Genomic DNA, 24,624 nt, shown 5'->3' on the forward strand with positions numbered 1-24,624 from the left:
TCGTATCTGCTATGTTGTGCCTTCCGGTCGGGTTCGCTCCCGGCCGGAAGCTTCGTGTATGACCTCCATACCTGTGACCGTGCGGCCGATGACCGCCGCCGACCACCCCGTCGCCGAGCGCCTGTGGCTGATGTTCCGCCACGACATGGCCGACTTCCAGGGCGGCCTGCCCAGCCCCGACGGCACCTACCACAGCGACCGGCTGCGCGCCGCGCTCAAGGGCGACGACTGGATCGCCTACCTGTTCACCAGCGGTGACTCGCCGGTCGGTTTCGCGTTCGTGCGCGCGCTGTCCGGCCCCGAGCGCGTGCTGAACAGCTTCTTCATCGTCCGCGGCGCCCGCCGGTCCGGCATCGGGCTGACCGTCGTGCGCGAGGTGATCGCCCGCCACCCTGGCCGCTGGCGGGTCGCCTTCCAGGACGCGAACACGGCCGGCGTCGCGTTCTGGCGGCGGGTCGCCACCGAGCTGGCCGGCGACGCGTGGACGGAGGAACGCCTGCCCGTGCCGCACCGGCCCGACGCCCCGCCGGACGTGTGGATCTCCTTCACCTCCTCCGCAACGCCCGCGGCCCCCACACCGCCACGATCACCACGGCGGCCACGGCCATGACCACCGCGACGGACGGCTCGTCGTAGTACGAGCCGTGCACGGGGAACACCTGCCAGCCGAGGTTGGAGACCATGTGGAACAGCGCCACGGCGAAGACGCTCATGCCGGTGTTGACGAACAACCACACCATGATCACCCGCATGGCGAGCGTGCCCAGCGTCCACCACGCGATCCAGCCCGGCGGGCGGTGCGCCTGCAGCAGCGCGGGCCAGTGCCAGACCGCCCACGCCGCGCCGACGATCAGGGCCGCCCCCAGCGCGCCCCACCGCTCGGTCAGCGACTCCACCGCGTACGCCGACCAGCCCAGCTCCTCGCACACGGCGCTGACGAGGAACACCGCGACCATCGCCGCCAGCGCCGGCGCCGAGACCTCGATCGCCGGCACGTCGATCCCGCGCAGCCGCAGGTAGAGGTACGACACCGCCAGCACGGCCGGATGCAGGAGCAGGACGGGCACGTACCAGCCCTTCGCCCGGATCCGGGCGAAGTCGTACGAGCGCCGCAGCAGCGCGCCCGCCGCCGCCCGGCCGCCGCGCCGGTGCTCCAGGATGAGCGCGGCGGTGACGGGGCAGACGACGGCCAGCGCCGCCGGCGGCAGGCCCGGCAGGAGCTGCGAGCTGCTCAGCGCCGACAGGGCCAGGAACGGCACGGTGAGCAGGAGGACCAGGACGAAGTACGCGGCGGGCGATCTCCTGGGAACGGGGACGGCCGCCATCACTTCTCCGCGGGCCCGTCGTCCGGCTCGACGAGCACCGTGCCCGTCGTGCCGTCGACCGTGATCAGCTGCCCGGTGCTGATCGTGCGGGTGGCGTCGCGGACGCAGATGACGGCGGGGATGCCGTACTCGCGGGCGACCGTCGGGCCGTGCGCCACCGGCGAGCCGGTCTCGGTCACCAGACCGGCCGCGGTCATGAACAGCGGCGTCCATCCCGGGTCCGTGGTGGGCGCCACCAGGATCTCGCCGGGCTCGATGTGCGCGCCCAGCGGGTCGCGGATCACCCGTGCCCGGCCGGTCGCCCGCCCGGCGGCCCCGGCCATCCCGGCCAGCACGCCGTCGCGCGCCGGCGGGGCGGGGGCCAGCGTCTCCACGTCGGTGCCGTCGGACAGCAGCGCGCCCGGCACCACGGGCCTGCGCAGCTCCCGCTCGTACTCCGCGCGCCGCGCGGCGGCCGTCGCCCGCTGGTCGGCACCGTCGTGGACGGCCGCGTGCGCCTCGCCGAGGTCCAGGAACATGATGTCGCCGGCGCGCTCCAGCCGGCCGCGGGCGGCCAGGTCGGCGCCGACCAGCAGGAGCTGCCGCCGCGACGCCTGGATCGCGGGCAGCCAGGCGAACTTGGCGATCTCCCGCAGCCCCGCCAGCTCCCGCGAGCGGCGCATGAGGAAGACCGCCAGCCGGCCGCGCACCGGCCGCCTGCGCCGCGCCCGCCGCGCCAGCGTCGCGATCATGCGCTCCGCCCTGGCCGCCGCCGCCGCGAACCGCGCGTCGGGCGCCTGCCCGGGGTCCTCGACGCGCAGGTAGTTGGCGATCGTGGCGAACAGCGGCGACGGGTCCTCGTCCCAGTGGGGGACGCCGACGTCGATCTCAGCCGCCGCGCGCATGCCGTACCTGTCGAGGAAGCCCTCCAGGCCGATGTCGGGCAGCTCGCCGGCGCGGAACCGGGCGGCGAGCTCCTGCGGCGGCGTGCCGAGGAACAGGTCGCGGTGCTCGCGCGCCCGCACGGCCAGCCCCCAGAGCTTCAGGTCCATCTCGGTGGTGACGTTGTGCGGCATGCCGCCGAGCACGGTGTCCAGCTCCTCGCTGGTGGCGACGCCCTTGAGCAGCGCCGACGGGACGGTGGCGGCGAGCATCCCCGCGGTCAGCGGCCCGAGTATCCCGTGCATGTCGAGGCTCATGATCCCCTTGTGGGAGTCCTCGATCACCCAGCGCAGCCGCTCCGCGCTCGTGGCCAGGGTGTTCGGCGGGGTGCTCAGCCGCCTGATCTCCGCGACGCCGCGGTGGGCGCGGGCCCGCGCGCGAGCCGGGTCGGCCAGGCTCGACACGATCCCGGCGAGCGCGACGGGCAGCAGCCGGGCCGTGGCCTTGAGCGCGGTGCCCACCTTGAACGGCAGGCCGGGACGCGGCGCGAAGCGCGGATCGTCCAGCATGAGCCGCACCGCCTCCTGCACGCGCGGCCCGTAGATCTCCAGGGAAGTGCCGAGCCGGTCGCGCGTGTGCCTGCTGCGCAGGAAGTCGGTCACGTCGAAGAAGAGCCGGCCGCCGATGGGCACCATCCGGGGCATCGGGTTCCGCCGGTCGATCCTGGCCCCCGCGGCCTCGAACCACAGCGCCGCGCCCGCCTTGATGAGGGAGACGCCCATCGGCGTGCACGGGCGCAGCATGCCCTGCACGTGGCCGACCTCCAGGTAGAGCCGGGTGTCGCCGGTCTCGGGCGGCAGCGGGAAGAGCGTGGTGACCGGCCGGGACTGCAGCAGCCACAGGGTCCCTTCGGCGTCGAAGGCCCACTCGACGTCCTGCGGCGAGCCGAAGTGCTCCTGCAGCCGCGCCCCCGCCGCCCGCAGCAGGTCGAGCCGCTCGGCGTCCAGGCAGCCGCCCTGGCCCGGCGCGGGCGGCGCCCACCGGTCCAGGACGTAGTGGTCGGGCACGACGGTGCCCTCGACGACGGCGGTGCCCAGGCCGGGGGCGGCGTCCACGACCATTTCCGTGCGGCAGCCGGTGACCGGGTTCGCGGTGAACAGCACGCCGGCGGCGACCGGGTCGATCATGCGCTGCACCACCACGGCCATGGCCGCGTCCTCGATGCCGGCGGCGGCGCGGTAGGCGACGGCCCGCTCGGTGAACAGGGAGCCCCAGCAGCGGCGGACCGCGTCGACCAGCTCGCCGCCGCCCGCCACGTTCAGGTAGGTGTCCTGCTGGCCGGCGAAGCTGGCCTCCGGCAGGTCCTCGGCGGTGGCGCTGGAGCGGACCGCCACCCGCCCGCCGCCGAGCCGCTCGTAGGCGTCGAGCAGCTCCCGCTCCGGGACCTCGCCCGCCCGGTACGGCTCCACCGTCAGGCAGAAGCCGTCGGGGACGCGCTCGCCCGCCTTGATCATCTCTCCGAGGCCGGCGCCCTTGCCGCCCACGAGCTCGGTCATGGAGGCATCCACGTCGGACAGCCAGATCAGTCTCATCGCGCCTTCCCCTCAGGCCGGCAGCAGAACACGTCATGCCGACCAGGCTTCCCGGCGCCCCCTTCGCCTGAAGCTAGCACCGCGGGAGCCCGCACTCCAGACACCGGGACCAAAGTCCCGCCCGGCAGGGCCGCTCGGCCCTGGGGCGGCGGCGCGCCCGTGCCCGACGCTGGCGACCATGGACGTCCTGGACCTCTCCCGCTGGCAGTTCGGCATCACGACCGTCTACCACTTCCTGTTCGTGCCGCTCACGATCGGCCTGTCGATCATCGTGGCGGGGCTGCAGACCGCCTGGCACCGCACCAAGAAGCCGGAGTACCTGCGGCTCACCCGGTTCTGGGGCCGGCTGTTTTTGATCAACTTCGCGATGGGCGTGGTGACCGGCATCGTGCAGGAGTTCCAGTTCGGGATGAACTGGAGTGACTACTCCCGCTTCGTCGGCGACGTGTTCGGGGCGCCGCTCGCGATGGAAGGGCTGATGGCGTTCTTCCTGGAGTCCACGTTCCTCGGGCTGTGGATCTTCGGGTGGGACAAGCTCTCCCCGCGGCTCCACCTGGCCACGATCTGGCTCGCCGCCATCGGCACCAACATCTCCGCGTACTTCATCCTCGCCGCGAACTCGTGGATGCAGCACCCCGTCGGCTACCGCGTGCAGAACGGGCGGGCCGAGCTGACCGACATCTGGGCCGTGCTCACCAACTCCACCACCCTCGTCACCTTCCCCCACGTGCTGTTCGGCGCGTTCCTCACCGCCGCCGCCTTCGTGCTCGGCATCAGCGCCTGGTTCCTGCTGAAGAAGCGGGACACGCCGCTGTTCCGCACCTCGGCGCGGCTCGCCCTCGTCGTCGCGCTCGTCTCCGCCGTGGGCGTCTCCCTCTCCGGCCACTGGCAGGCGCAGATCATGACCGAGCAGCAGCCGATGAAGATGGCCGCCGCCGAAGCGCTCTGGGAGGACGAGAGCTCCGCCGGCTTCTCGCTGTTCGCGGTCGGCGACGTCGAGAACGGCCGCAACCACATCAACCTGCAGATCCCGTACGGACTGAGCCTGCTGTCCACCAACACCCTCAACGGTGAGGTCGAGGGGATCAACGACATCCAGGCCCGCTACCAGGCCCTCTACGGCCCCGGCGACTACCGGCCCGTCGTCGGCCTGGCGTACTGGTCGTTCCGCCTCATGATCGGCTTCGGCCTGCTGGCCGCGCTGCTGGCCGCCGCCGGGCTCTGGCTCACCCGGCGCGGCCGGCTCCCCGCAGGACGCTGGGCCTACCGCCTGGCCATCGCCGGGATCGGGCTGCCGTTCCTGGCCAACACCATGGGCTGGATCTTCACCGAGATGGGCCGCCAGCCGTGGACCGTCTTCGGCCTCATGCGCACCGCCGCCGCCGTCTCGCCCGGCGCGGACGTCCCCTCCGTCGCCATCACCCTGGCCGGCTTCACCCTCGTCTACGCCGTGCTGGCCGTCATCGAGATCCGGCTGCTGCTGAAGTTCGTCCGGATCGGGCCGCACGAGCAGGCCGAGCAGGAAGACGCCGCCGTCCCCGCCCTCAGCTACTAGAAGGACCCGCCCGTCATGGAACTGACCACTGTCTGGTTCGTACTGATCGCCGTGTTGTGGACCGGCTACTTCGTGCTGGAAGGCTTCGACTTCGGCGTGGGCGTCCTGCTGCCGTTCCTGGGCCGCGACGAGGCGCGGCGGCGCACCGTCGTGCGCACGATCGGCCCCGTCTGGGACGGCAACGAGGTGTGGCTGCTGGTGGCCGGCGGCGCCACCTTCGCCGCCTTCCCCGAGTGGTACGCCACCCTGTTCAGCGGCTTCTACCTGCCGCTGTTCCTCATCCTGCTGGCGCTGATCGTGCGCGGGGTCGCCCTGGAGTACCGCGCCAAGAGCGACAGCACGCGCGGCTGGGACCGGGCCTTCTTCTGGGGCTCGCTCGGCCCCGCGTTCCTGTGGGGAGTGGCCTTCGCCAACATGGTGCGCGGCGTCCCGCTCGACGCCGAGCACGAGTTCACCGGGAGCCTGCTCACCCTGCTCAACCCGTTCGCGCTGCTGGGCGGCGCGGCCACGCTGCTGCTGTTCACCCTGCACGGCGCGATCTTCCTGGCCCTGCGCACCACCGGCGACCTGCGCCAGGGCGCCGGCCGGATCGCGCGCACGCTCGCGCCGGTCACCCTCGTGGTGGTGCTGTCGTTCCTGGTCGCGGCCGGCGGCGGCCTGCCGGTCCGGTGGGCGGCCGTCGGCCTGGCCGCCGCCGGGCTGGCCGGCGCGCTGGCCGCCACCCTGCGCGGCCGGGACGGCTGGGCGTTCGCCGCCAGCGCGCTGGCCGTCGTCGCCTTCGCCGCCGCCCTGTTCACCGGCCTGTGGCCGAACGTGCTGCCCGCCCTGAACCCGGCCAACAGCCTCACCGTCACCAACGCCGCCTCCACCCCCTACACCCTGACCGTCATGACCTGGGTCGCGGCCGTCTTCACCCCCGTCGTGCTCGCCTACCAGGCCTGGACGTACTGGATCTTCCGCCGCCGCCTCACCGGCACGACCTGAGCGCGCAGCAACGGCCGGCCACCGCCCCCCGCGTGACCGATCGGGGACCAACGGCCCTGCCGCGCGGGACTTCCTGCCCAGGCACGCCGCGGCAGGAAGGGCGAAGCTGGAGGTGAGGGGGTCGGCCCCGGCGGAAGGAGCGGCGTGATGACCGGTCACATCGTCGTCGGCGTGGACGGATCCGCACCGGCGACCGCAGCCGTGGAGTGGGCGGCGGCCGACGCCCAGCGGCGCGGGCTGTCCCTGCGCGTCGTGCACGTGTGCCGGCGGCGCCCGGAAGGGGCGAGCCCGCCGGAGTGCGCCGCGCTGCTGGAGGCCGCCGTCGGCCGGGCGCGGCGGCTCACCCGCGACGTCAAGGTGACCGGCGAGCGGCTGGACGGCCACGTCGTCGAGCGCCTGCGCGCCGAGTCGGAGCGGGCCGACAGCCTGGTGCTGGGCGGCCGGGGGCGGGGCGGGTTCGCCGGCATGGTGCTCGGCTCCGCCGGTCTCGCCCTGGCCGGGCACGCCGCCGGCCCCGTCGTCATCGTGCGCGCGCCCTCGCCGCTGCGCCACGACAGGGTCGTGGCCGGGTACGACGGGTCGGATCACTCCGAGGCCGCGATGGCGTACGCCGTGGAGCAGGCCAGGGCCCGAGGCGCGCAACTGCACGTCCTGTACGCGTGGCAGGTGCCGCTCGCCTCCCCCTACGCCGTCGGCTACGGCACCGTCATCGAGGACGCCAGGCGCGAGGAGTTCCACCGGGCGGCCGGGCAGGCCGCGTCCTGGCGCGAGCGCAACCCCGGCCTCGTCATCACCGACGAGCAGGTCTGCGACCACCCCGTCTCCGCGCTCGCCAAGGCGAGCCGGACGGCGGACCTGGTCGTCGTGGGCTCGCGGGGGCTCGGCGGCCTCGCCTCGGCGGTGCTCGGCTCGGTCGGTCACGGCGTCCTGCATCACGTGACCTGCCCGGTCGCGGTGGTGCGGCAGCGGATCGAGGAGGAGTCATGAACGTGCAGACGCTGACCGCCGGGCAGGTCATGAGCCGCGTCCTGGTGGTCGTCAAGCCCGAGGAGTCGCCGCTGATGGCGTGGGAGCTGATGCGCAGGGCCGGAGTGCACCACCTGCCGGTCGTGGACGGCCGGTACGTGCTGGGCATCCTGACCCGCGAGCGGCTCGCCGCCACCTGGTCGGGCGGGCCGCAGGAGCAGTCCAGCCGACCCGTCCGCGCGTTGCTCGGCCCCGGGCCGGTGCCCAGGGTGCGGCGGGACACGCCGCTGAGCAGGGTCGCGGCCCGCATGCTCGACGCCGGCTGCGACGCCGTCCCCGTGGTGTCGGGCGAGGGCCTGGTCGGGCTGGTCACGGCCAGGGACGTGCTGGCGGCCGTCGCCGGCCGCATCGAGCCCGCCGAGGGGCCCGCCGGGGAGCCCGGTGAGGTGATGACCGGGATGTTCCACCTCGAACCCGTCCTGCCCCACGACAACCGACAGGAGACAACGTGATGGACGCACTGGTCGTGTACGAGTCGATGTTCGGCAACACCAAGCAGATCGCCGAGGCGGTCGCCGAAGGGCTGGCGACCCGGATGCGGGCCGAGGTGGTCGAGGTCGGCGCCGCGCCCGCCGTGGTGGGGCCGCAGGTCGGGCTGCTCGTGGTGGGCGGGCCCACGCACGCCTTCTCCATGAGCCGGGCCTCCACCCGCAGGTCCGCCGCCGAGCAGGCCACCCGGCCGCTGGTCTCCCGAGGGGCCGGCGTGCGGGAGTGGCTGGCCGCCCTGCGCACCTCGTCCGCCGGGCTCGCCTCGGCCGCCTTCGACACCCGCGTCGCCAAGCCGCGCATGCCGGGCTCCGCCGCCCGCGCCGTCGCCAAGCGGCTGCGCCGCCTCGGCGTCAAGGTCACCGCCCCGGCGCAGAGCTTCTACGTCTCCGGGACGGAGGGGCCGCTGGTGGGCGGGGAGCTCGACCGGGCCAGGCAGTGGGGCGAGAGCCTGGCGGCCTCGTTCCCCGTCCCGGCCTCCTGAGGCCCCGGCAGCGGGACGTCCCCGGCTTTCTGAGCTCCGGCCGTGGGACGTCCTGGCTTCCTGAGCCCGGCCGTGGGACGGAGGGCCCCGCGCGATGGGACTTTCGGCCCTGGTCGGTGCTCACCCCGTCCCCGATCATGAAAAGCGGACACCCGCCGAGGTGCGAGAGGCATCCCCATCCCCAGGCGGTCCCGGCCCGGCCGGATCGGTGCAGTGATCGGCAGTCACGATTGCCCGATGGCGAGGCCGGGCCGGGGCCGCCGCATCCCCCTCGGCGGGTGTCCATGCGCGTGCGGCATCGGACGCCGGCCCTGGCAAGGGGCCGAAGGTCCATCCCCTGGGTGACCGTGGCCTCTGACCGGCGGGCCGTACCCGCCGGACGATGAGGCCATGAGAAGAATCGGCATGAGCGGACCCGGCAGGACCCGCGTGGACACCGGCGTGGACAACGGCGTGGACAACGGCGTGGACAACGGCGCCGTCAACGACATCGGATGACGTGATGTCCGGGATGACCGTCCTGCGCTTCGACGAGCACTGCCTGAACCGCACCCGCCACGTGCTCCGGGTCGCGGCGCGCCACCGGGGACTTCGTGGTGAGCGGCTCGACGACTTCCTCATCGCGATCAACGAGTGCGTGGTCAACGCGGTGGAGCACGGCGGCGGGCAGGGCTGGCTGGCGCTGTGGCGCGCGGACGGCGTGCTGCTGTGCGAGGTCCGCGACCGGGGGCCGGGCATCCCCGCGCCGGCGCTCGCCGACGCGCCCCTCCCGCCGCCCGGCGCCCCCGGCGGGCGCGGCATCTGGCTGATGCGCCGCCTGGCGGACGAGGCCGTCTTCACCACCGGCCCCGCCGGGACCGCCGTGCGGCTCGGCATGCGGCTGCCCTGCCAGGACCTGGCCGATCCGGTGGCGGCCCGCGAGGTGAGTGGGACTTTCGGCGGCATGACCGGGGACGTTCGCCGCTGACCGCGCGGGCCGCCGTACGGAAACGTGGGTGCTGGAAGCGAGGTGGATCGTCATGCCGATCGAAGTGAAGGACGTCATGGGACGCGTGGCCATCGCCGTGCTGGCGGACGCGTCGTTCGCCGACATCGTAGCCGCGATGAAGCGGTACGCGGTCGGCGCGGTCACCGTGATCGACACCGACCGGCGGCCGGTGGGCGTGGTCTCGGAGGACGACCTGCTGCTCAAGGAGATCGACACGGTACGGCACAGCGTGTCGATGTTCGAGACCCGGCGGCAGCGGCGCGAGCACGACAAGGCGGCGGGGATCACGGCGGCGCAGCTGATGACGTCGCCGGCGATCACGGTCACGCCGGGGACGGGCGTGCGGGAGGCGGCCCGGCTGATGCACGAGCGGCGGATCAAGCAACTGCCGGTCGTCGACCAGGCCACCGGGCGCATCGTGGGCACCCTGCACCAGCGGGACGTGCTGCGCGTCTTCACCCGCCCGGCGGCGGAGCTGGAGGCCGACATCCGGGCCGCGCTGCCCGACACCGGCCCGTTCGCCGTCGAGGTCGAGGCCGGCGTGGTGAAGATCAGCGGGCGGGTGCGGTGGCGTTCGCAGGTGATCGCGCTGACCGAGGCCGTGCGCGACGTGGAGGGCGTCGTGGACGTGGTGTGCGAGGTCGTCGCCGACAAGGACGACCTCGTCGTCGTCCCGCCCCTGCTGTAGGAGCGGCATCATGGACGCCGCCTGGCGGATCGAGGTGCACGGGATCGTGCAGGGGGTCGGCTTCCGGCCGTTCGTGCACCGGCTCGCGACCTCCATCGGGATCCGCGGCCGGGTGCGCAACGCCGGGGGCCACGTCGTCATCTCAGCGGCCGGCCCGCAGCCGGCGCTGGAGGCGTTCGTGGCCGGCCTGCGGGCCCAGCGGCCCGGCGCCGCCCGCATCCGGGACGTGATCGTCACCCGCGGCACGCCGGACCAGCGGGCCTCAGGGGCCGACGCCGCGGGCGGCGAGCTCACCTTGGAGACCGGCGGCGAGTTCGCGCCGGCGGCCGGGTTCGAGATCGTGGACAGCGACCTCACGTCCGAAGCCGGCAGCGAGATCCCGCCCGACCTGGCCACCTGCGCCGACTGCCGGCGCGAGCTGTTCGACCCGGCCAACCGGCGCTACCGCTACCCGTTCATCAACTGCACGGCGTGCGGCCCCCGGGCGACCATCATCGAGAGCCTGCCTTATGACCGGGAGCGCACGTCGATGCGCCGCTTCGCGATGTGCCCGGCCTGCGCCGCCGAGTACCACGACCCGGCCGACCGGCGCTTCCACGCCGAGCCGATCGCGTGCGCGTCCTGCGGGCCCCGGCTGCGCTGGCAGGCGATGACCGGCGACGCCGCCCTGCGTGCCGCCGCCGACGCGATCGCGGCCGGCGCCGTCGTCGCGGTCAAGGGGCTGGGCGGCTTCCACCTGGTGTGCGACGCCATCAACGAGGAGCCCGTCGCCCGGCTGCGGGAGATCAAGGCGCGCGACGGCAAGCCGCTGGCCGTGATGGTGCGCGCGCCGGTCGTCGCGGGGGCGCTGGCCGCGCTCTCCGACGCCGACCGTGCCCTGCTCACCGGCCCGGCCGCGCCCATCGTGCTGGCGCCGCGCCGCCACGGCGTCCTCTCTCCGGGCGTCTGCCACGGCATGCCGGACATCGGGGTGTTCCTGCCGTACACGCCGCTGCACCACCTCCTCATGGACGCGCTGCGCCGCCCGCTCGTCGTCACCAGCGCCAACCACGCCGACAGTCCCATGCCGATCGACGAGGTTCGCGGGCTGGCCGTGGACGGCGTCCTCACGCATGACCGGCCGATCGTGGCCCGCTACGACGACTCGGTGATCCGCTCGTTCGGCAGCCGCTCGATCACGATCCGGCGCGGGCGCGGGCTCGCCCCCGCGCTGCTGCGGCTGCCCGCGGCGGCGCCGCCGCTGGTGGCCGTGGGAGCCCAGCTCAAGAGCACCTTCACCCTCGCGGACGGCGAGCGGGCGGTGCTCGGGCCGCACATCGGTGACCTGTCGGACGCCGAGACGCTGGAAGCCTACGACCAGGCGCTGGCCCACCTGTCCCGCCTGCACGGCATCGAGCCGGTGCACGCCGCACACGACCTGCACCCCGGCTACCTGTCGACCCGGTTGGCGCGGCGCTGGCCGAGCCGGATCGCCGTCCAGCACCACCACGCGCACGTCGCGGCCGTCGCCGCCGAGCACGGGCTGCGGCCGCCGTTCCTCGGCGTGGCCTACGACGGGCTCGGCCTCGGCGACGACGGCACGTTCTGGGGCGGGGAGCTGCTGCTGGCCTCCTACACCGGCTACCGGCGGCTGGGCCGCTTCTCCCGCGCGCCCATGCCGGGCGGCGAGGCGGCCGTGCGCCGGCCCGCCCGGATGGCGCTCGGCTACCTCCTCGGCGGCGAGCTCGGCACCGGCCCCGCACGCGGCCGGCTGCCCGGCCCCGCACCTGGCAGGCTGCCCGGCTCCGGGTCCGGCGGGCTGCCCGGGGAGGAGGTCATCGCCCGCATGATCGCGCGCGGGGTGAACTGCCCGGCCGCCTCCAGCGCCGGCCGGCTGTTCGACGCCGCCGCCGCGCTGCTGGGCCTGTGCGAGGTGAACGGCTTCGAGGGCGAGGCCGCGACCCGGCTGGAGCAGGCCGCCGGCGGCTTCCCCGGGACGGAGCCGCTGGCCTGGCGGCTGGAGCGCCGCGACGGGCTGTGGGTCTACGACGCGGTGGCCACGCTGCGCGACCTGCTGGAGGCCAAGGCCGACGGCGAGCCGGTGGGCCGGATCGCCGCCGCCTTCCACGCCACCGTCGCGGCCGTCACCGTGCTGCTGTGCGAGCGGGCCGCCGCCGAGCACGACGTCACCCAGGTGTGCCTGGCGGGCGGGGTGTTCCAGAACCGGCTGCTGGCCACCGGCGTGCTGGCCCGGCTGTCGGCGGCCGGGTTCGAGCCGTACATCGGCGAGCGGGTGCCGGTCAACGACGCGGGCATCAGCTACGGCCAGGCGGCGGTGGCGGCGGCGCGGCTGTCACCTGCCTGACCGTCAGTCCTTGCGGTCGGCCCGCAGGCGGGCGGCCAGGGCGGCGGCCTGGGTGCGGCGCTGCATGTCGAGCTTGGACAGCAGGTTGGAGACGTAATTCTTGACCGTCTTCTCGGCCAGGAACATGCGCTCGCCGATCTGCCGGTTCGTCAGCCCCTCGCCGATGAGGTCGAGGATGTTGCGCTCCTGCTCGGTCAGCGCGGCCAGCGGGTCCTTCCTGGCGGCCTGGTCGCGCAGCCGCTGCAGCATGGCGGCGGTGGTCTGCGGGTCGAGCAGCGACTGCCCGGAGGCGACCGTGCGGACGGCGCCGACCAGGTCGGAGCCGTGGATCTGCTTGAGCACGTAACCGGCGGCCCCGGCCATCACCGCGTCGAACAGCGCGTCGTCGTCGGCGAACGAGGTCAGCATCAGGCACGCCAGACCCGGCAGCTTGGAGCGCACCTCACGGCACACGTCCACGCCGTTCCCGTCGGGCAGCCGCACGTCCAGGACCGCCACGTCCGGCTTGAGCGCCGGGATGCGGGCGAGAGCGGACTCGGCGGTGCCCGCCTCGCCGATCACCTCGATGTCGTCCTCGGAGTCCAGCAGGGCGGCCACGCCGCGCCGGACGACTTCGTGATCGTCGAGCAGGAACACACGAATCATGAGGCCGACGCTACCGAAGCGGAAGCGCTTTCGAAAGGACGAAGGTCCCGAATCCGGCCTGCCGATGGTCCCGCGTCGTGAGGCCGTACGACGCTGGGCGCGGGGCGATCTCCAGCGTGTCCTGGAGGGGACCAGCCAGGAGGGCCGGCGCGCGACGGACAGGGGGCACGGTGATGAGCGAGGCAGACCAGGTGAGCGCCTACCTGGCGCGGATCGGCCGCACGCCGTTACTGACCGCGGCCGAGGAGGTCGCGCTCGCCGAGCGGATGGACGCGGGAGCCCGCGCCTTCCGCCTGCTCCGGCAGGGCGCCGCGGAGCCGGCCCTTGAGGACGTGGTCGCCGACGGCCGGGCGGCCAGGCGGCATCTCATCGAGGCGAACCTGCGCCTGGTCGTGTCCGTCGCCAAGCGGTACGCCCACCGGGGCATGTCCCTGGCCGATGTCATCCAGGACGGCAACCTCGGGCTGATCGAGGCCGTGGAGCGCTTCGACCACGCGCGGGGCAACCGGTTCTCCACGGTGGCGACCTGGTGGATCCGCAAGGCGATCCAGCGCGGGCTGGAGCACGCCCGTACCGTGCGGCTGCCCATCGCCGTGCAGGACGAGCTGGCCGCGGTCGGACGGGCGGAGGCGCGGGCGCTGCACCGGCTGGGCCGCGCCCCCACCGAGCAGGAGCTGGCCGAGGAGGCGGGGCAGGCGCCGGCCAGGCTCGCGTACCTGCGCCGGCTGCCCGGCAGCTGCGTCGGCCTCGACGTGCTGGCGGGGGAGGAGCACCACCGGTACACCCTCGGCGACCTGCTGGCGGACGACGGCGGCCAGGCCGTCGAGCGGCTCGTCGAGCAGCGGGAGCTGAAGAAGGTCCTCGGCCACCTCGTGGAGGGGCTGGCGCCACGGCAGGCGCTCGTCGTCCGGATGCGGTTCGGCATGGACGGGCACGAGCGGCACACGTACCGGCAGATCGCCGAGCAGCTCGGGCTGACGCCGCAGTGGGTGCGCCGCCTGGAGCAGGAGTCCCTCACCAGGCTGCGTGGCCAGGGGCGGTCGCACGGCCTGCGCGCGTGGGCGAGCTGAGGACCAAAGTCCCTCCCGCAGGGGAGGGACGCCCCTGCGGGAGGGCGCCCGGCCGCGCGAGCCTGAGGGGAGAGCGAGCCTGCGGAGGCGGCGATGGACACCGGCGATCTGGGTGTGGTGGTGGGCTACGAGGACTCCCCCTCGGCGCGGGAGGCCCTGCGATGGGGCGCCGCCGAGGCCGGCGGCAGGGGACTGCCGCTGACCGTGTGCCATGCCTGGGACTGGCCCTACCACGAGTGGCCCGGCGAGCTGGTGCCGCTCGAGCTCGTGCGGCGGCCCGCCCGGCGGCTGGTCGGAGCGGCGGTCGCCTGGGTGGGGCGGCACCACCCGGACGTGCGCGTGATCACGCTGACCGATCGGGGCTCGCCGTCCGTGCTGCTGGCGGAGGTGTCCGCGGACGCGGCGATGATCGTGCTGGGCACGCGGGGCTACGGCGAGGTCAGAGGGCTGGCGGCCGGCTCGGTGACCGGTCACGTCACCGCCCGCGCCCGCTGCCCGGTGATCGTCATGCGCGGGAGCGCAGAACGGGGAAGCCCCGAGCGTGACCCCGGTGAGGTGCTGGTCGGCTTCGACGGCTCGCCCTCCTCCAGGGCCGCGCTGGCGTTCGGCGCCGAGCGGGCGCGCCGGCTCGGCGTCCCGGTCCGTGCCCTGATCGCACGGCGCGAGTGGGACAGGGGCGCGGACACGCAGGAGCTGCGCGTCCAGGTGCGCGGGCTGGCCTGGGACGAGCTCGACCACTGGCTGCGCGCCTGCCCCGAGCTGCGCGCCGAGGTCGAGGCGGTGGACGAGCCCGTACGCCGGGCGCTGCTGCGTGCGGCTCGCACGGCCGGCCTGCTGGTCGTCGGCACGCGCGGCCTGGGCGAGCTGCGCGGGCTGCTCCACGGGTCCGTCAGCCAGGCCATGGTGCACCACGCCCCGTGCCCGGTCGCCGTGGTGCCCGAGCCGTACGGCGGCGGTCGTACCGTGACGCTCGCGCCGCTCGCCACCGGAGCGGGCTGAGGACCAAAGACCCTCTCATCCGGGACCTCGTCCCCAAGCTTCACCCCGCCTCCCGGGCGACGCTGAACGCAACAGATCCGGAGGAAAGGGGCACCTGATGGCTGGACACATCGTCGTCGGCGTGGACGGCTCCGCCGCCGCGAGCGCGGCCGTGGAATGGGCCGCGGAAGACGCCCGGCGCAAGGGCCTGGGCCTGCGCGTCGTGCACGTGTGCGCGTCATGGCCGGCCGAGCACGCGGCCGGCCGGTGCGCGGAAGCGCTCGCCGCGGCAGGGGAGCGGGCCGGCGAGGCGGCCGGCGACCTGGAGGTGACCACGGAACTGCTCCAGGGCAACGTGATCGAGCGGCTGCTCGCGGAGTCGGCCACCGCCGCCGAGGTGGTGCTCGGCAGCCGCGGGCTCGGCGAGTTCCAGGCGATGCTGGTGGGCTCCGTCAGCCTGGCCGTGGCCGGGCACGCGGCCGGCCCGGCCGTCATCGTCCGGGACGCCGCCGCCACCCGGCACGGGCGGGTGGTCGTCGGCTACGACCGTTCCGAGCACGCCGAGACCGCCATGCAGTACGCCGTCGACCACGCCAGGGCCCACGGAGCCCGGCTGCACGTCCTGCACGCCTGGCGCACGCCGCTCCTCACCCCGCACCAGGCCGCCTACAACAGCCTCCTCGCGGACGCCTACCAGGAGGAGACCCGCGACGTGGCGGAGAGCGTGGCGAGCTGGCGCGAGAAGAACCCCGACCTCGACTTCACGCACGAGACGGCGACCGGGCACCCGGTGGACGTGCTGGCCAGGGCCGGCGCCACGGCCGACCTGGTGGTCGTGGGCTCGCGCGGGCTGGGCGGCTTCGCCTCCGCCGTCCTCGGATCCGTCAGCCACGGCGTGCTGCACCACGTGACCTGCCCGGTCGCCGTCGTACGGCCGCGGCACGAAGGAACATTGACGGGCACATGACGGGCACATGACGGGCGTCCGCATGGCCCTTCGACTCCGGGCGGCCGGGACTTCCGGCCCTGCACACCCCCTCTCGCCTCCGGTCTGATGGTGAGCAACGAAGGAGGACACCATGATTGTTGTGGGGGTCGACGGTTCCCTTCCGGCACGTGCCGCCGTGGCCTGGGCCGCCAATGACGCCTATCGCATGCACCAGCCCCTGAGGCTCGTCTGCGCGGTGGACCGGCAGCCGTACCAGATCGCGAAGTTCCCGGACCCGGACCGGCCGGACCAGTTGCGCCGTACGGCCCAGAAGGCTCTCAACGAGGCGGTGGCCCTGGTGCACGAGCGTCAGCCCAGCGTCGAGGTGACGACCCGGCTGGAGGAGGGGACGCCCGCGGTGATCCTGCGCGAGCAGGGGAAGGCGGCCGTCGAGGTGGTGGTGGGCAGCAGGGGGCTGGGCGGGATCACCGGCCCGCTCCTGGGGTCGGTGAGCGACCAGGTGGCCGGCCACGCCGAGGCTCCCGTCGTGGTCGTGCACGGGGCCAGGCGGCCCACGTTCGGGCAGGTCGTGGTGGGGGTGGACGGGTCGCCCGAGTGCCGGCCCGCGCTGGCGTACGCCTTCGAGCAGGCGGCGCTGAGGGGCTGCGGGCTCCGGGCGGTGCACGCCTGGCGGCGGCCCGTCCCGGCGTTCGGCGCCGAGCTGCCGCACGAGGTGGAGCAGGACAGGGCCGCCCGCGAGAAGCAGCTGCGGGAGCTCGTCGAGCCGTTCACGCGCCTGCACCCGGACGTGGCCGTCACCGAGGACGTCCGCTACGCCGACGCCGTCGAGGCGCTCAGCCGGGCGTCGGAGGAGGCGGACCTGCTGGTCGTCGGCTCCCACGGGCGCGGAGCCGTGAGCTCGGCACTGCTCGGCTCGGTCAGCAGGGGCGTCCTGCACCACGCCCGCTGCACGGTCGCGGTGGTCCGCGCCCAGTAGTCCGGCCACAGCAGGGGAGGAGGCGAGGCCGCGATGTGCCTGGGCGTGCCGGGAAAGATCGTGACCCGCGACGGCGACATGGGGACCGTGGACTTCGACGGGCTGCGCCGCGAGGTGTGCCTGTCCTACGCGCCCGAGGCCCGGCCGGGCGACTACGTGATCGTGCACGTCGGCTTCGCCATCTCCGTCCTGGACGAGGACGAGGCCCTGCGCACGCTCGCCGTGCTGCGGGCCATCCCGGGAGGGCTCGATGAGATATCTCGATGAGTACCGCGACCCCGTGCTCGCCCGCCGCCTCGTCCGGGAGATCGGGGCCGCCGCCACCCGGCCGTGGGCGATCATGGAGGTGTGCGGCGGGCAGACGCACACGATCGTCCGGCAGGGCATCGACGAGCTCATCCCGGTGCGCATGGTGCACGGGCCCGGCTGCCCGGTCTGCGTGACGCCGCTGGCCACCATCGACCGGGCGCTGGCCATCGCCGCCTGCCCCGAGGTCATCTTCACTTCCTTCGGCGACATGCTGCGCGTCCCCGGCTCCGGCGCCGACCTGCTGTCGGCCAAGGCGCGCGGCGCCGACGTGCGGGTGGTGTACTCGCCTCTGGACGCGGTACGCCTGGCCGCGGCGAACCCCGGCCGGCAGGTCGTGTTCTTCGCGGTCGGCTTCGAGACCACCGCGCCCGCCAACGCCATGGCCGTGCTGCGCGCGGCGCGCGACCGGCTGGACAACTTCAGCGTCCTGGTCAGCCACGTGCTGGTGCCGCCGGCCATGGCCGCGATCATGGAGTCGGCGGCGGTGGACGGGTTCCTGGCCGCCGGGCACGTGTGCGCCGTGATGGGCTGGACCGAGTACGAGCCGCTGGCCGCCCGGTACCGGGTGCCGATCGTGGTCACCGGGTTCGAGCCGCTCGACCTGCTGGAAGGCATCCTCATGACGGTCCGCCAGCTTGAGGAGGGGCGCTCCGAGGTGGAGAACCAGTACGCGCGGGCGGTCCGCCGCACCGGCAACACCCACGCCCAGGACGCCGTGCGGCGGGTGTTCCGGGTCGGCGACCAGACGTGGCGGGGGATCGGCGAGATCCCGGCCAGCGGGCTGGTGCTGGCGCCGGAGTTCGCCCGCTACGACGCCACGCTGCGGTTCGGCGTCGGCGACGTCCGCGCGGACGAGCATCCCGAGTGCATCGCGGGGGAGATCCTGCGCGGGACGCGCACCCCGCTCGACTGCGCCGCCTACGGCACCCTGTGCACGCCGCGCCGGCCGCTGGGCGCGCCGATGGTGTCCGCGGAGGGCACCTGCGCCGCCTTCCACAACGCGGGCCGCACCCGCCAGGAGCCGCCAGAAGACCCCGCGAAAGATCGCGCCGCGACCACGCGCTCCGCCCCGATCCAGGAGATGCCATGACCACGAGCTTCGACCCGGTCGCCGCCACGTGCCCCGTCCCGCTGGCCGAGAACGAGCGGGTGCTGCTCGGGCACGGCTCGGGCGGGCAGCTCATGGCCGAGCTGCTCGCCGACCTCACCCCCCGCCTCGGCGCCGGCGCGCTGGAGGACGCCGCGATCGTCGCCACCGGGGCGCCGGAGGTGGTGATGTCGACCGACGGGTTCGTGGTCACGCCGCGCTTCTTCCCGGGCGGCGACATCGGCTCGCTGGCGGTGCACGGCACGGTCAACGACCTGGCCATGCGGGGCGCCGTCCCGGTCGCGCTGAGCCTGGCGTACATCGTGGAGGAGGGGCTGCCGCTCGACGAGCTGCGCCGCGTGACCGCGTCCGTGGCGCGCGCCGCGCAGGCGTGTGACGTGCGGGTCGTGACCGGCGACACCAAGGTGGTCGGCAGGGGCGCGGCCGACGGCCTCTACGTCACCACCACCGGCATCGGCGTGCGGCTGCCCGGCGCGCACGTCGCCGCCGCCGGCGGCCGCCCTGGCGACGCGGTGCTGCTGTCCGGGCCGATCGGCCTGCACGGCGTCACCGTACTGAGCACCCGCGAGGGGCTGGGCTTCGACAGCGAGCTGACCTCCGACAGCAGGCCGCTGCACCGCCTGACCGCCGCGATGATCGCGGCCGGCTCCTGCGGGGTGCACGCGCTGCGCGACCCCACCCGGGGCGGCCTGGCCTCCGCGCTCAACGAGCTGGCCGCCGCCTCCGGGGTCGGCGTGGAGCTGGAGGAACCGGCCGTGCCCGTCCCGGCCCAGGTCGCCGCCGCCTGCGAGCTGCTGGGGCTGGACCCGCTGCACGTCGCCAACGAGGGCTGCCTGGTGGCGTTCGTGGACGCGGCCAGGGCCGGCACGGTGCTCGCCGCCATGCGCGCGCTCCCGGAGGGGTCGGCCGCCACCCGCATCGGCACCGTGGTCGCCGCGCATCCGGGGCGGGTCACCATGCGGACGCTGGTGGGCTCGCACCGGGTCGTCGACATGCTGGTGGGGGAGCAGCTTCCCCGGATCTGCTGACCGCACGCCCGTCGAGGTCGCGGGCGATCGTACGGGCGAGGGCCCGCACCGCCGCCGCCACCGGCTCCGACAGGCCCCGCCCGAGCGCGAAGTCCCCGCCCTCGACCGTGTAGACGACGAGCCGGCCGGGCGCCCGCCCCAGCGCGCGGGCCAGGCTCACGGCGTCGGCGAGGGACAGCGCGTGCGTGCTCGCCCCGCCATGGGACAGCCAGGGCACGCCGTCGTGGCGGCGCACGGTGCCGGGCGGGTCCGCCGAGCGGGCGGCGTCCACCAGGACGGCCACGTCCGCGCCGGTCCACGCCTCGATGAGCTCGGCCGGGTCGCCGGCATTCTCGACCGCGGGCACGCCGAGGTCGCGCAGCACGCGGGCGGCGGCGAGCCCGGCGCCGTCGTCGCCACGGTAGTCGTTGCCGAGCCCGATGACGACGGTCCTGGTCATGGGTGACCCGCCTGGTCATGCGTGATCCGCAGGTCGAGGAAGTGCGCGGAGCAGGAGATGCACGGGTCGTGGTTGCGGATCGCACGCTCGCACAGCTCGGTGAGCCGGGCGACCGGCAGGTCCAGGCGGGGCTCGACGAGGGCGCGCAGGTCCGCCTCGATGCGGGCCTGGTTCTGGGCGGTCGGCGGCACGATGTCCGCCTCCGTGACCAGGCCGCCATCGTCGATGCGGTAGCGGTGGTAGAGCGTGCCGCGCGGCGCCTCGGAGGCGCCGTGGCCCACGCCGGCGCGGGCCGTGACCGGCGACGCCGCCCGCTCCGGCGGGACGTACCGGTCGATGAGGGCGAGCGCCTGCTCGCAGGCGTGGACGAGCTCCACCGCCCGCACGACGATGCTGCGGAACGGGTTGCGGCACACCCGCCCGAGCCCGGCGCCGGCGGCGGCGCGCGCGGCCAGCGGCGACAGAAGCGGGGCGTTGAGCGCGTAGCGGGCCAGCGGCCCGGTGAGGTAGCCGGGGCGGCCGTCGAGGCGGGCGTGCAGCGCGGTGGAGTACGGCACCTGCTCCTCGGCTACGTGCCGCGGCCAGTCCTCGACGGGGAAGGAGGTGCCGTCGCTGACGGCGACCTCCCCGGACAGGATGGCGTACTCGGTGGGGTGGCGCAGCGCCAGGAACCGGTAATCGTGCTCGACGTCGGGGAAGTCGAAGCCGCTCACCCATTCGACGGTGGCCAGCGCGGCGTCCAGCGCCTGCCGGAGCCGGGCGGCGACGGGCGCCAGCTCCTCCCGGGAGGGCACGCGGTAGAACCCGCCGAGGCGCACGTTGACCGGGTGGATGGCGCGCCCGCCCACGGCCGCGACCAGCTCGTTGCCCGCCTTCTTCACCGCCAGCCCGCGCTCGACCAGCGGCCGGTGGGCGGCGGCCAGGGCGACGCCGCTGGGGTGGCCGAGGAAGTCGGGGGCGTGCAGCAGGTAGACGTGCAGGGCGTGCGACTCGATCCACTCGCCGTAGTAGAGCAGCAGGCGCAGGTCGCGCAGCGGGCCCTCGACGGTGACGCCGCAGATCGACTCCAGCGCCTGGCAGGCGCTCATCTGGTAGGCGACGGGGCAGATGCCGCAGATGCGGGCGGTGAGGTCGGGCGGCTCGGTGAAGGCCCGGCCGCGCAGCAGCGCCTCGAAGAAGCGCGGCGGCTCGTAGATCTTGAGCTGCAGGTCGGTGATCTGGCCGTCGCGGGCGCGTACGAGCAGTGCGCCCTCGCCCTCCACCCGGGTCAGGCCGCCCACGCGGATCGTCTTATGCGTCACTGCTGTCTCCGAAGGAAGTGACGTTGAAGGTGCGGTAGACGCGCTTCAGCGCGTCGTCGTCCATGCCGGCGGCGCGCAGGAGGGCGTTGAGCGCGGCGGCGTTCGGGCTCTCCATGGGGCCGAAGCAGCCGAAGCAGCCGCGGTTGAACGCCGGGCAGAGCGCGCCGCAGCCGGCCTGGGTGACCGGGCCGAGGCACGGGGTGCCGTGGGCGACCAGCACGCACGGGTTGCCGCGCGCCTTGCACTCGACGCAGACGCTGTGCGCGGGCACGACCGGGCGGCGACCGGCGAGGAAGGCGCCGATGACCTCCAGGAGCTGCCGCTTGTCGATCGGGCAGCCGCGCAGCTCGAAGTCGACGGGCACGTGCGCCGAGATCGGCGTCGAGCGTTCCAGCGTCTTGACGTAGTCGGGACGGGCGTAGACGACGGAGGCGAACGCGCGCACGTCGGCCAGGTTCCGCAGCGCCTGCACGCCGCCGGAGGTGGCGCACGCCCCGATCGTCACCAGGTGCTTGGAGACGCGGCGGACGTGCTTGATCCGCTCCAGGTCGTCCGGGGTGGTGATCGACCCCTCCACCAGGGACAGGTCATAGGGGCCCGGGCCGCGGGCGCTGGAGGCTTCGAGGAAGTAGGCGATCTCCACGCGCGCGGCGACGGACAGCAGCTCGTCCTCGCAGTCCAGCAAAGTGAGCTGGCAGCCGTCGCAGGAGGCGAACTTCCACACGGCGAGCCTGGTCACAGCTGGCTCACCGCCAGCAGGTCGCTCACCCGGTCGTAGGTGAGCACGGGCCCGTCCAGGCAGGTGAACAGCGGGCCGAGCTGGCAGTGGCCGCACCGCCCGATGCCGCACTTCATGTTGCGCTCCACCGACAGCACGATGCGCTCGGCGGGCACCCCCCGCTTGAGCAGTTCCTCGGCGGTGGCGCGCATCATGATCTCCGGGCCGCAGACGAACGCGCAGGTACGGCGCGGCTCGAACACGATCCGGCCGACGAGCTTGGTGATCAGCCCCGTCGGCCCCTTCCACGCCCGGTCGGGATGGTCCACGGTCACCTGGACGTCGAAGTCGCGTCCCCAGCGGGCCAGCTCACGCGGGTAGATCAGCGTGGCCGGCGTCCGGGTGCCGGCGATCAGGCTGATGCGGCCGTACCGGGCGCCGTGCGCGGCCAGCTCCCGGATCACCGGCCGCAGCGGAGCCAGGCCGAGCCCGCCGGCGGCCACGACCATGTCCATGCCGTGTGCTTGGGACAGGTCCCAGTGGGTGCCGAAGGGGCCGCGTACCCCGATGACGTCACCGCGTCCGGCCCGGCACAGAGCCCGGCTCACCGCGCCCACGGCGCGAATGGTCTGCACGTACCCGCCCGAGCGGGCCCGGCCGCTGATGGAGATGGGGATCTCGCCGACGCCCGGCGCGTACAGCATGGTGAACTGGCCGGGCAGGAACGGCGGGCACGCGCCCTCGACCGGCTCCAGGGTGAGCGTGACGGTGTCGGCCCGGTCGGGCCGGCGCGAGCGGACGCGGTACGGGGACGGGATCATCGCAGCCGCTCCAGTTCCTCGGTGATGTCGATGCCGGCCGGGCACCAGGTGACGCACCGGCCGCAGCCGACGCAGCCGCAGGTGCCGAACTGGTCGAACCAAGTGGAGAACTTGTGCGTGAGCCACTGCCGGTAGCGGGCCGCCCCCGAGGACCGCACCGGCGCGCCGCCCAGCTCGCTGAACTCCAGCGTGAAACAGGAGTCCCAGCGTTCGGTGCGCTCGGCCGTGCCGTCGTCCAGGGAGGTGCCGTCCTCGACCGTGACGCAGAAGCAGGTGGGGCAGACCATCGTGCAGTTGGCACAGGTCAGGCAGCGGGAGGCGATCTCGTCCCAGACGGGCGACTCGCGCCGCCCGGCCAGCCGCTCCCTGACGCCGCCGAGATCGACGCGGCGGCCCATCCGCGCCTCGGCGGCCGTGCCGACCGCGCGGGCGGCCTCCAGGTCGGCGTCCCCGGCCGGGCGGGACGGCAGCGCGGCCAGCAGCTCGCCGCCGCGCTCGCTGCCGGGCTCCGCCAGGAACCGGTGCGGGCCCGTCAGCTCCGTCAGCGCCAGGTCGAAGCCGGTGGTGGCGTGCGGGCCGGTCGGCTCGGCCGGCTCCGGACCCAGGCCGGAGGTGACGCGCGGGCCCGTGCCCAGGGAGGCGCAGAAGCACGTCCCGCCCGGCACCGCGCAGGTGACGGCGATGAGGAACAGCGCCGCGCGGCGCTCCCGGTACGCCTCGTCCGGATGCCGGCCCCCCAGGAACACCCGGTCCTGCACGGCCAGCGCCGCCAGATCGCAGGCCCGCACGCCCAGCAGCGCCACCTTCGGCGCCCGCACCGCGGCCGGCTCCGGCACGCCGTCCCGCATCCGGAACAGCGTGGAGCGGGGCGGATGCGTCCAGCGCTTGACGGAGTCGGGGCTCGCGGCGAAGCCGAAGACCAGCTCGCCGCGCTCGTGCAGCCGGTACGCGCCGGGGGCCTGCTCGTCGGTGCGGCCCGCCGGCAGGCCGGCCGCCGAGTCCAGCTCGGCGAAGCGGATGACGCCGTCGCGGACCGTCGGGCCCACGACGGCGTACCCGCGCTCGCGCAACGCGCCGATCAGGGGATCCAGCGTGTCGAGGACGGCCGCTTCCATGTCCTGCTCCCCTCCCGGACCGCTGTCAGCGGGTCTCCCTTAGGGAGTCGTCCTGCTTCCACGCCAGCTTGTCGACCACGTCGACCACGCCGTTGACCCGGTGCGTCATGCGGGCGGCGATGCCGGCCTCGCTGCGGCGCTCCATCCAGCCGGACAGCGTCACGACGCCCTGGTGCACCTCCACCTCGACGCCGCTCGTGTCGACCCACAGGTTGCGGACGAGGATGTCCTCGCGCACCTCGACGGCGATGTCCTCGTCCGCGCGCAGGAAGAGCTTGACCAGGTCGCGGCGGCTGACGATGCCGACGAGCCGGCCGTTGTAGTCGACGACTGCCAGCCGCTTGACGTCGTGGGTGTCCATGAGGCGGGCCGCCTCGACGGCGGACGCCTCGGGGGAGACGCAGACGGCCGGGCTGGTCATCAGCTCGGCGGCGGTGTCGCCCGCGGCCTTCTGCCGCCCCTTCGGGTGCCGCATGCGGGCGCGCAGCGGCGGCTGGTAGCCCTCGCGGTAGAACTGCTCCCGGAACTCCTCCTTGCGCAGCAGGTCCGCCTCCGACACCACGCCGAGCACGTGCCGGTCGTCGTCGGTGACGGGGACGGCGCTGATGCCGCCGGAGATGAGCGTCTCCGCGATCTCCTTGAACGGGGTGGCGGCGGTGACCGTGACGACCTTCTCCGTCATCACGTCCGCGACGGTCATACGCATGCCTGCCTCCTCTGCAGCCGCCCCCATCACATCCGCCCGACGGCGCCGCAGATAGGGACGGAAGTCCCGAGCACGGCGGTCCTTCGTCAGCGCTCCCGATTCAGGACGAAAGTCCCTTCCCGAGGGGT

General features: G+C 74.4%; 25 protein-coding genes. 16 read left to right on the forward strand and 9 right to left on the reverse strand.

The genetic code is table 11. The features are described 5' to 3' along the window. The first annotated feature begins 58 nt into the window (after nt 1-58). Complete coding sequence (locus tag HCN51_RS04390; protein ID WP_168006994.1) at nt 59-610, forward strand: GNAT family N-acetyltransferase; 552 nt, start codon at nt 59-61, stop codon at nt 608-610. Here HCN51_RS04390 and HCN51_RS04395 read toward each other — a convergent pair. After that, nucleotides 546-1,325, reverse strand: coding sequence for a CPBP family intramembrane glutamic endopeptidase (locus HCN51_RS04395; RefSeq protein ID WP_168006996.1), 780 nt, complete (start codon nt 1,323-1,325; stop codon nt 546-548). The two genes, HCN51_RS04390 and HCN51_RS04395, sit on opposite strands and share 65 nt — an antisense overlap. Beyond that, a complete protein-coding gene (locus HCN51_RS04400) occupies nt 1,325-3,778 on the reverse strand; it encodes a PEP/pyruvate-binding domain-containing protein (protein ID WP_168006998.1) in 2,454 nt (817 codons plus the stop codon). Before HCN51_RS04400 ends, HCN51_RS04395 begins: the two co-directional genes overlap by 1 nt. Before the next feature lie 178 nt (nt 3,779-3,956). Here HCN51_RS04400 and HCN51_RS04405 point away from each other — a divergent pair, with 178 nt between their 5' ends. The 8 genes from HCN51_RS04405 (at nt 3,957) to hypF (ending at nt 12,333) form a co-directional block, all read left to right on the forward strand. Then, nucleotides 3,957-5,333, forward strand: coding sequence for a cytochrome ubiquinol oxidase subunit I (locus HCN51_RS04405; protein WP_168007000.1), 1,377 nt, complete (start codon nt 3,957-3,959; stop codon nt 5,331-5,333). Between the two features lie 15 nt (nt 5,334-5,348). Beyond that, on the forward strand, nt 5,349-6,317 hold the full coding sequence (cydB, locus tag HCN51_RS04410; RefSeq protein WP_168007002.1) for a cytochrome d ubiquinol oxidase subunit II: 969 nt from the start codon (nt 5,349-5,351) through the stop codon (nt 6,315-6,317). A gap of 147 nt (nt 6,318-6,464) precedes the next feature. Then, nucleotides 6,465-7,304, forward strand: coding sequence for a universal stress protein (locus tag HCN51_RS04415; protein ID WP_168007004.1), 840 nt, complete (start codon nt 6,465-6,467; stop codon nt 7,302-7,304). Beyond that, a complete protein-coding gene (locus tag HCN51_RS04420) occupies nt 7,301-7,795 on the forward strand; it encodes a CBS domain-containing protein (protein WP_168007017.1) in 495 nt (164 codons plus the stop codon). The genes HCN51_RS04415 and HCN51_RS04420 overlap by 4 nt, the downstream gene beginning before the upstream one ends. Beyond that, complete coding sequence (locus HCN51_RS04425; RefSeq protein WP_168007019.1) at nt 7,795-8,313, forward strand: flavodoxin family protein; 519 nt, start codon at nt 7,795-7,797, stop codon at nt 8,311-8,313. Before HCN51_RS04420 ends, HCN51_RS04425 begins: the two co-directional genes overlap by 1 nt. A gap of 502 nt (nt 8,314-8,815) precedes the next feature. Continuing rightward, nucleotides 8,816-9,280, forward strand: a complete 465-nt coding sequence (locus HCN51_RS04430; protein WP_168007021.1) for an ATP-binding protein — start codon at nt 8,816-8,818, stop codon at nt 9,278-9,280. A 52-nt stretch (nt 9,281-9,332) separates the two neighbouring features. Continuing rightward, a complete protein-coding gene (locus HCN51_RS04435; RefSeq protein WP_168007023.1) occupies nt 9,333-9,989 on the forward strand; it encodes a CBS domain-containing protein in 657 nt (218 codons plus the stop codon). Nucleotides 9,990-9,999: 10 nt separating this feature from the next. Then, nucleotides 10,000-12,333, forward strand: coding sequence for a carbamoyltransferase HypF (gene hypF / locus HCN51_RS04440; protein WP_168007025.1), 2,334 nt, complete (start codon nt 10,000-10,002; stop codon nt 12,331-12,333). Nucleotides 12,334-12,336: 3 nt separating this feature from the next. Here the strand turns inward: hypF and HCN51_RS04445 are convergent, their stop codons facing one another. Then, nucleotides 12,337-12,978 carry a response regulator transcription factor gene (locus tag HCN51_RS04445; protein ID WP_168007027.1) on the reverse strand — a complete coding sequence of 214 codons (642 nt, stop codon included), beginning with the start codon at nt 12,976-12,978 and terminating at the stop codon, nt 12,337-12,339. 173 nt (nt 12,979-13,151) lie between these two features. Between HCN51_RS04445 and HCN51_RS04450 the strand changes: the two genes are divergently transcribed. The 7 genes from HCN51_RS04450 (at nt 13,152) to hypE (ending at nt 19,396) form a co-directional block, all read left to right on the forward strand. Continuing rightward, nucleotides 13,152-14,048: a sigma-70 family RNA polymerase sigma factor gene (locus tag HCN51_RS04450; RefSeq protein ID WP_168007029.1), complete on the forward strand. Its 897-nt coding sequence runs from the start codon at nt 13,152-13,154 to the stop codon at nt 14,046-14,048. A gap of 93 nt (nt 14,049-14,141) precedes the next feature. Continuing rightward, complete coding sequence (locus tag HCN51_RS04455) at nt 14,142-15,047, forward strand: universal stress protein (RefSeq protein WP_168007031.1); 906 nt, start codon at nt 14,142-14,144, stop codon at nt 15,045-15,047. Nucleotides 15,048-15,144: 97 nt separating this feature from the next. Next, a complete protein-coding gene (locus HCN51_RS04460) occupies nt 15,145-15,993 on the forward strand; it encodes a universal stress protein (protein WP_168007033.1) in 849 nt (282 codons plus the stop codon). Between the two features lie 112 nt (nt 15,994-16,105). Then, entirely contained in the window at nt 16,106-16,951 is an 846-nt protein-coding gene (locus tag HCN51_RS04465; protein WP_168007035.1) for a universal stress protein, read from the forward strand. Nucleotides 16,952-16,996: 45 nt separating this feature from the next. Next, nucleotides 16,997-17,218, forward strand: a complete 222-nt coding sequence (locus tag HCN51_RS04470) for a HypC/HybG/HupF family hydrogenase formation chaperone (protein ID WP_346433532.1) — start codon at nt 16,997-16,999, stop codon at nt 17,216-17,218. Next, nucleotides 17,202-18,350 (forward strand): hydrogenase formation protein HypD, encoded by a 1,149-nt coding sequence (gene hypD / locus HCN51_RS04475; protein WP_240972397.1) that lies wholly within the window; start codon nt 17,202-17,204, stop codon nt 18,348-18,350. Before HCN51_RS04470 ends, hypD begins: the two co-directional genes overlap by 17 nt. Beyond that, entirely contained in the window at nt 18,347-19,396 is a 1,050-nt protein-coding gene (gene hypE / locus HCN51_RS04480) for a hydrogenase expression/formation protein HypE (RefSeq protein WP_168007039.1), read from the forward strand. The genes hypD and hypE overlap by 4 nt, the downstream gene beginning before the upstream one ends. On the opposite strand, the gene HCN51_RS04485 is transcribed toward hypE, so the two are convergent. From HCN51_RS04485 to HCN51_RS04510, 6 genes are read right to left on the reverse strand one after another with little or no spacing between them, the layout of a single operon-like run. Next, on the reverse strand, nt 19,320-19,835 hold the full coding sequence (locus HCN51_RS04485) for a hydrogenase maturation protease (protein ID WP_168007041.1): 516 nt from the start codon (nt 19,833-19,835) through the stop codon (nt 19,320-19,322). The genes hypE and HCN51_RS04485 overlap by 77 nt on opposite strands. Continuing rightward, nucleotides 19,832-21,136, reverse strand: a complete 1,305-nt coding sequence (locus HCN51_RS04490) for a nickel-dependent hydrogenase large subunit (protein ID WP_168007043.1) — start codon at nt 21,134-21,136, stop codon at nt 19,832-19,834. The genes HCN51_RS04485 and HCN51_RS04490 overlap by 4 nt, the downstream gene beginning before the upstream one ends. After that, a complete protein-coding gene (locus HCN51_RS04495; RefSeq protein WP_168007045.1) occupies nt 21,126-21,875 on the reverse strand; it encodes an NADH-quinone oxidoreductase subunit B family protein in 750 nt (249 codons plus the stop codon). Before HCN51_RS04495 ends, HCN51_RS04490 begins: the two co-directional genes overlap by 11 nt. Continuing rightward, nucleotides 21,872-22,675 carry an FAD/NAD(P)-binding protein gene (locus HCN51_RS04500; RefSeq protein WP_168007047.1) on the reverse strand — a complete coding sequence of 268 codons (804 nt, stop codon included), beginning with the start codon at nt 22,673-22,675 and terminating at the stop codon, nt 21,872-21,874. Before HCN51_RS04500 ends, HCN51_RS04495 begins: the two co-directional genes overlap by 4 nt. Next, nucleotides 22,672-23,790: a 4Fe-4S dicluster domain-containing protein gene (locus HCN51_RS04505; protein ID WP_168007049.1), complete on the reverse strand. Its 1,119-nt coding sequence runs from the start codon at nt 23,788-23,790 to the stop codon at nt 22,672-22,674. Before HCN51_RS04505 ends, HCN51_RS04500 begins: the two co-directional genes overlap by 4 nt. 25 nt (nt 23,791-23,815) lie before the next feature. Beyond that, nucleotides 23,816-24,496, reverse strand: a complete 681-nt coding sequence (locus HCN51_RS04510) for a CBS domain-containing protein (RefSeq protein ID WP_168007051.1) — start codon at nt 24,494-24,496, stop codon at nt 23,816-23,818. Between the last annotated feature and the right edge of the window lie 128 nt (nt 24,497-24,624).

The organism is Nonomuraea composti, assembly GCF_012034275.1.
GTDB lineage: Bacteria > Actinomycetota > Actinomycetes > Streptosporangiales > Streptosporangiaceae > Nonomuraea > Nonomuraea composti.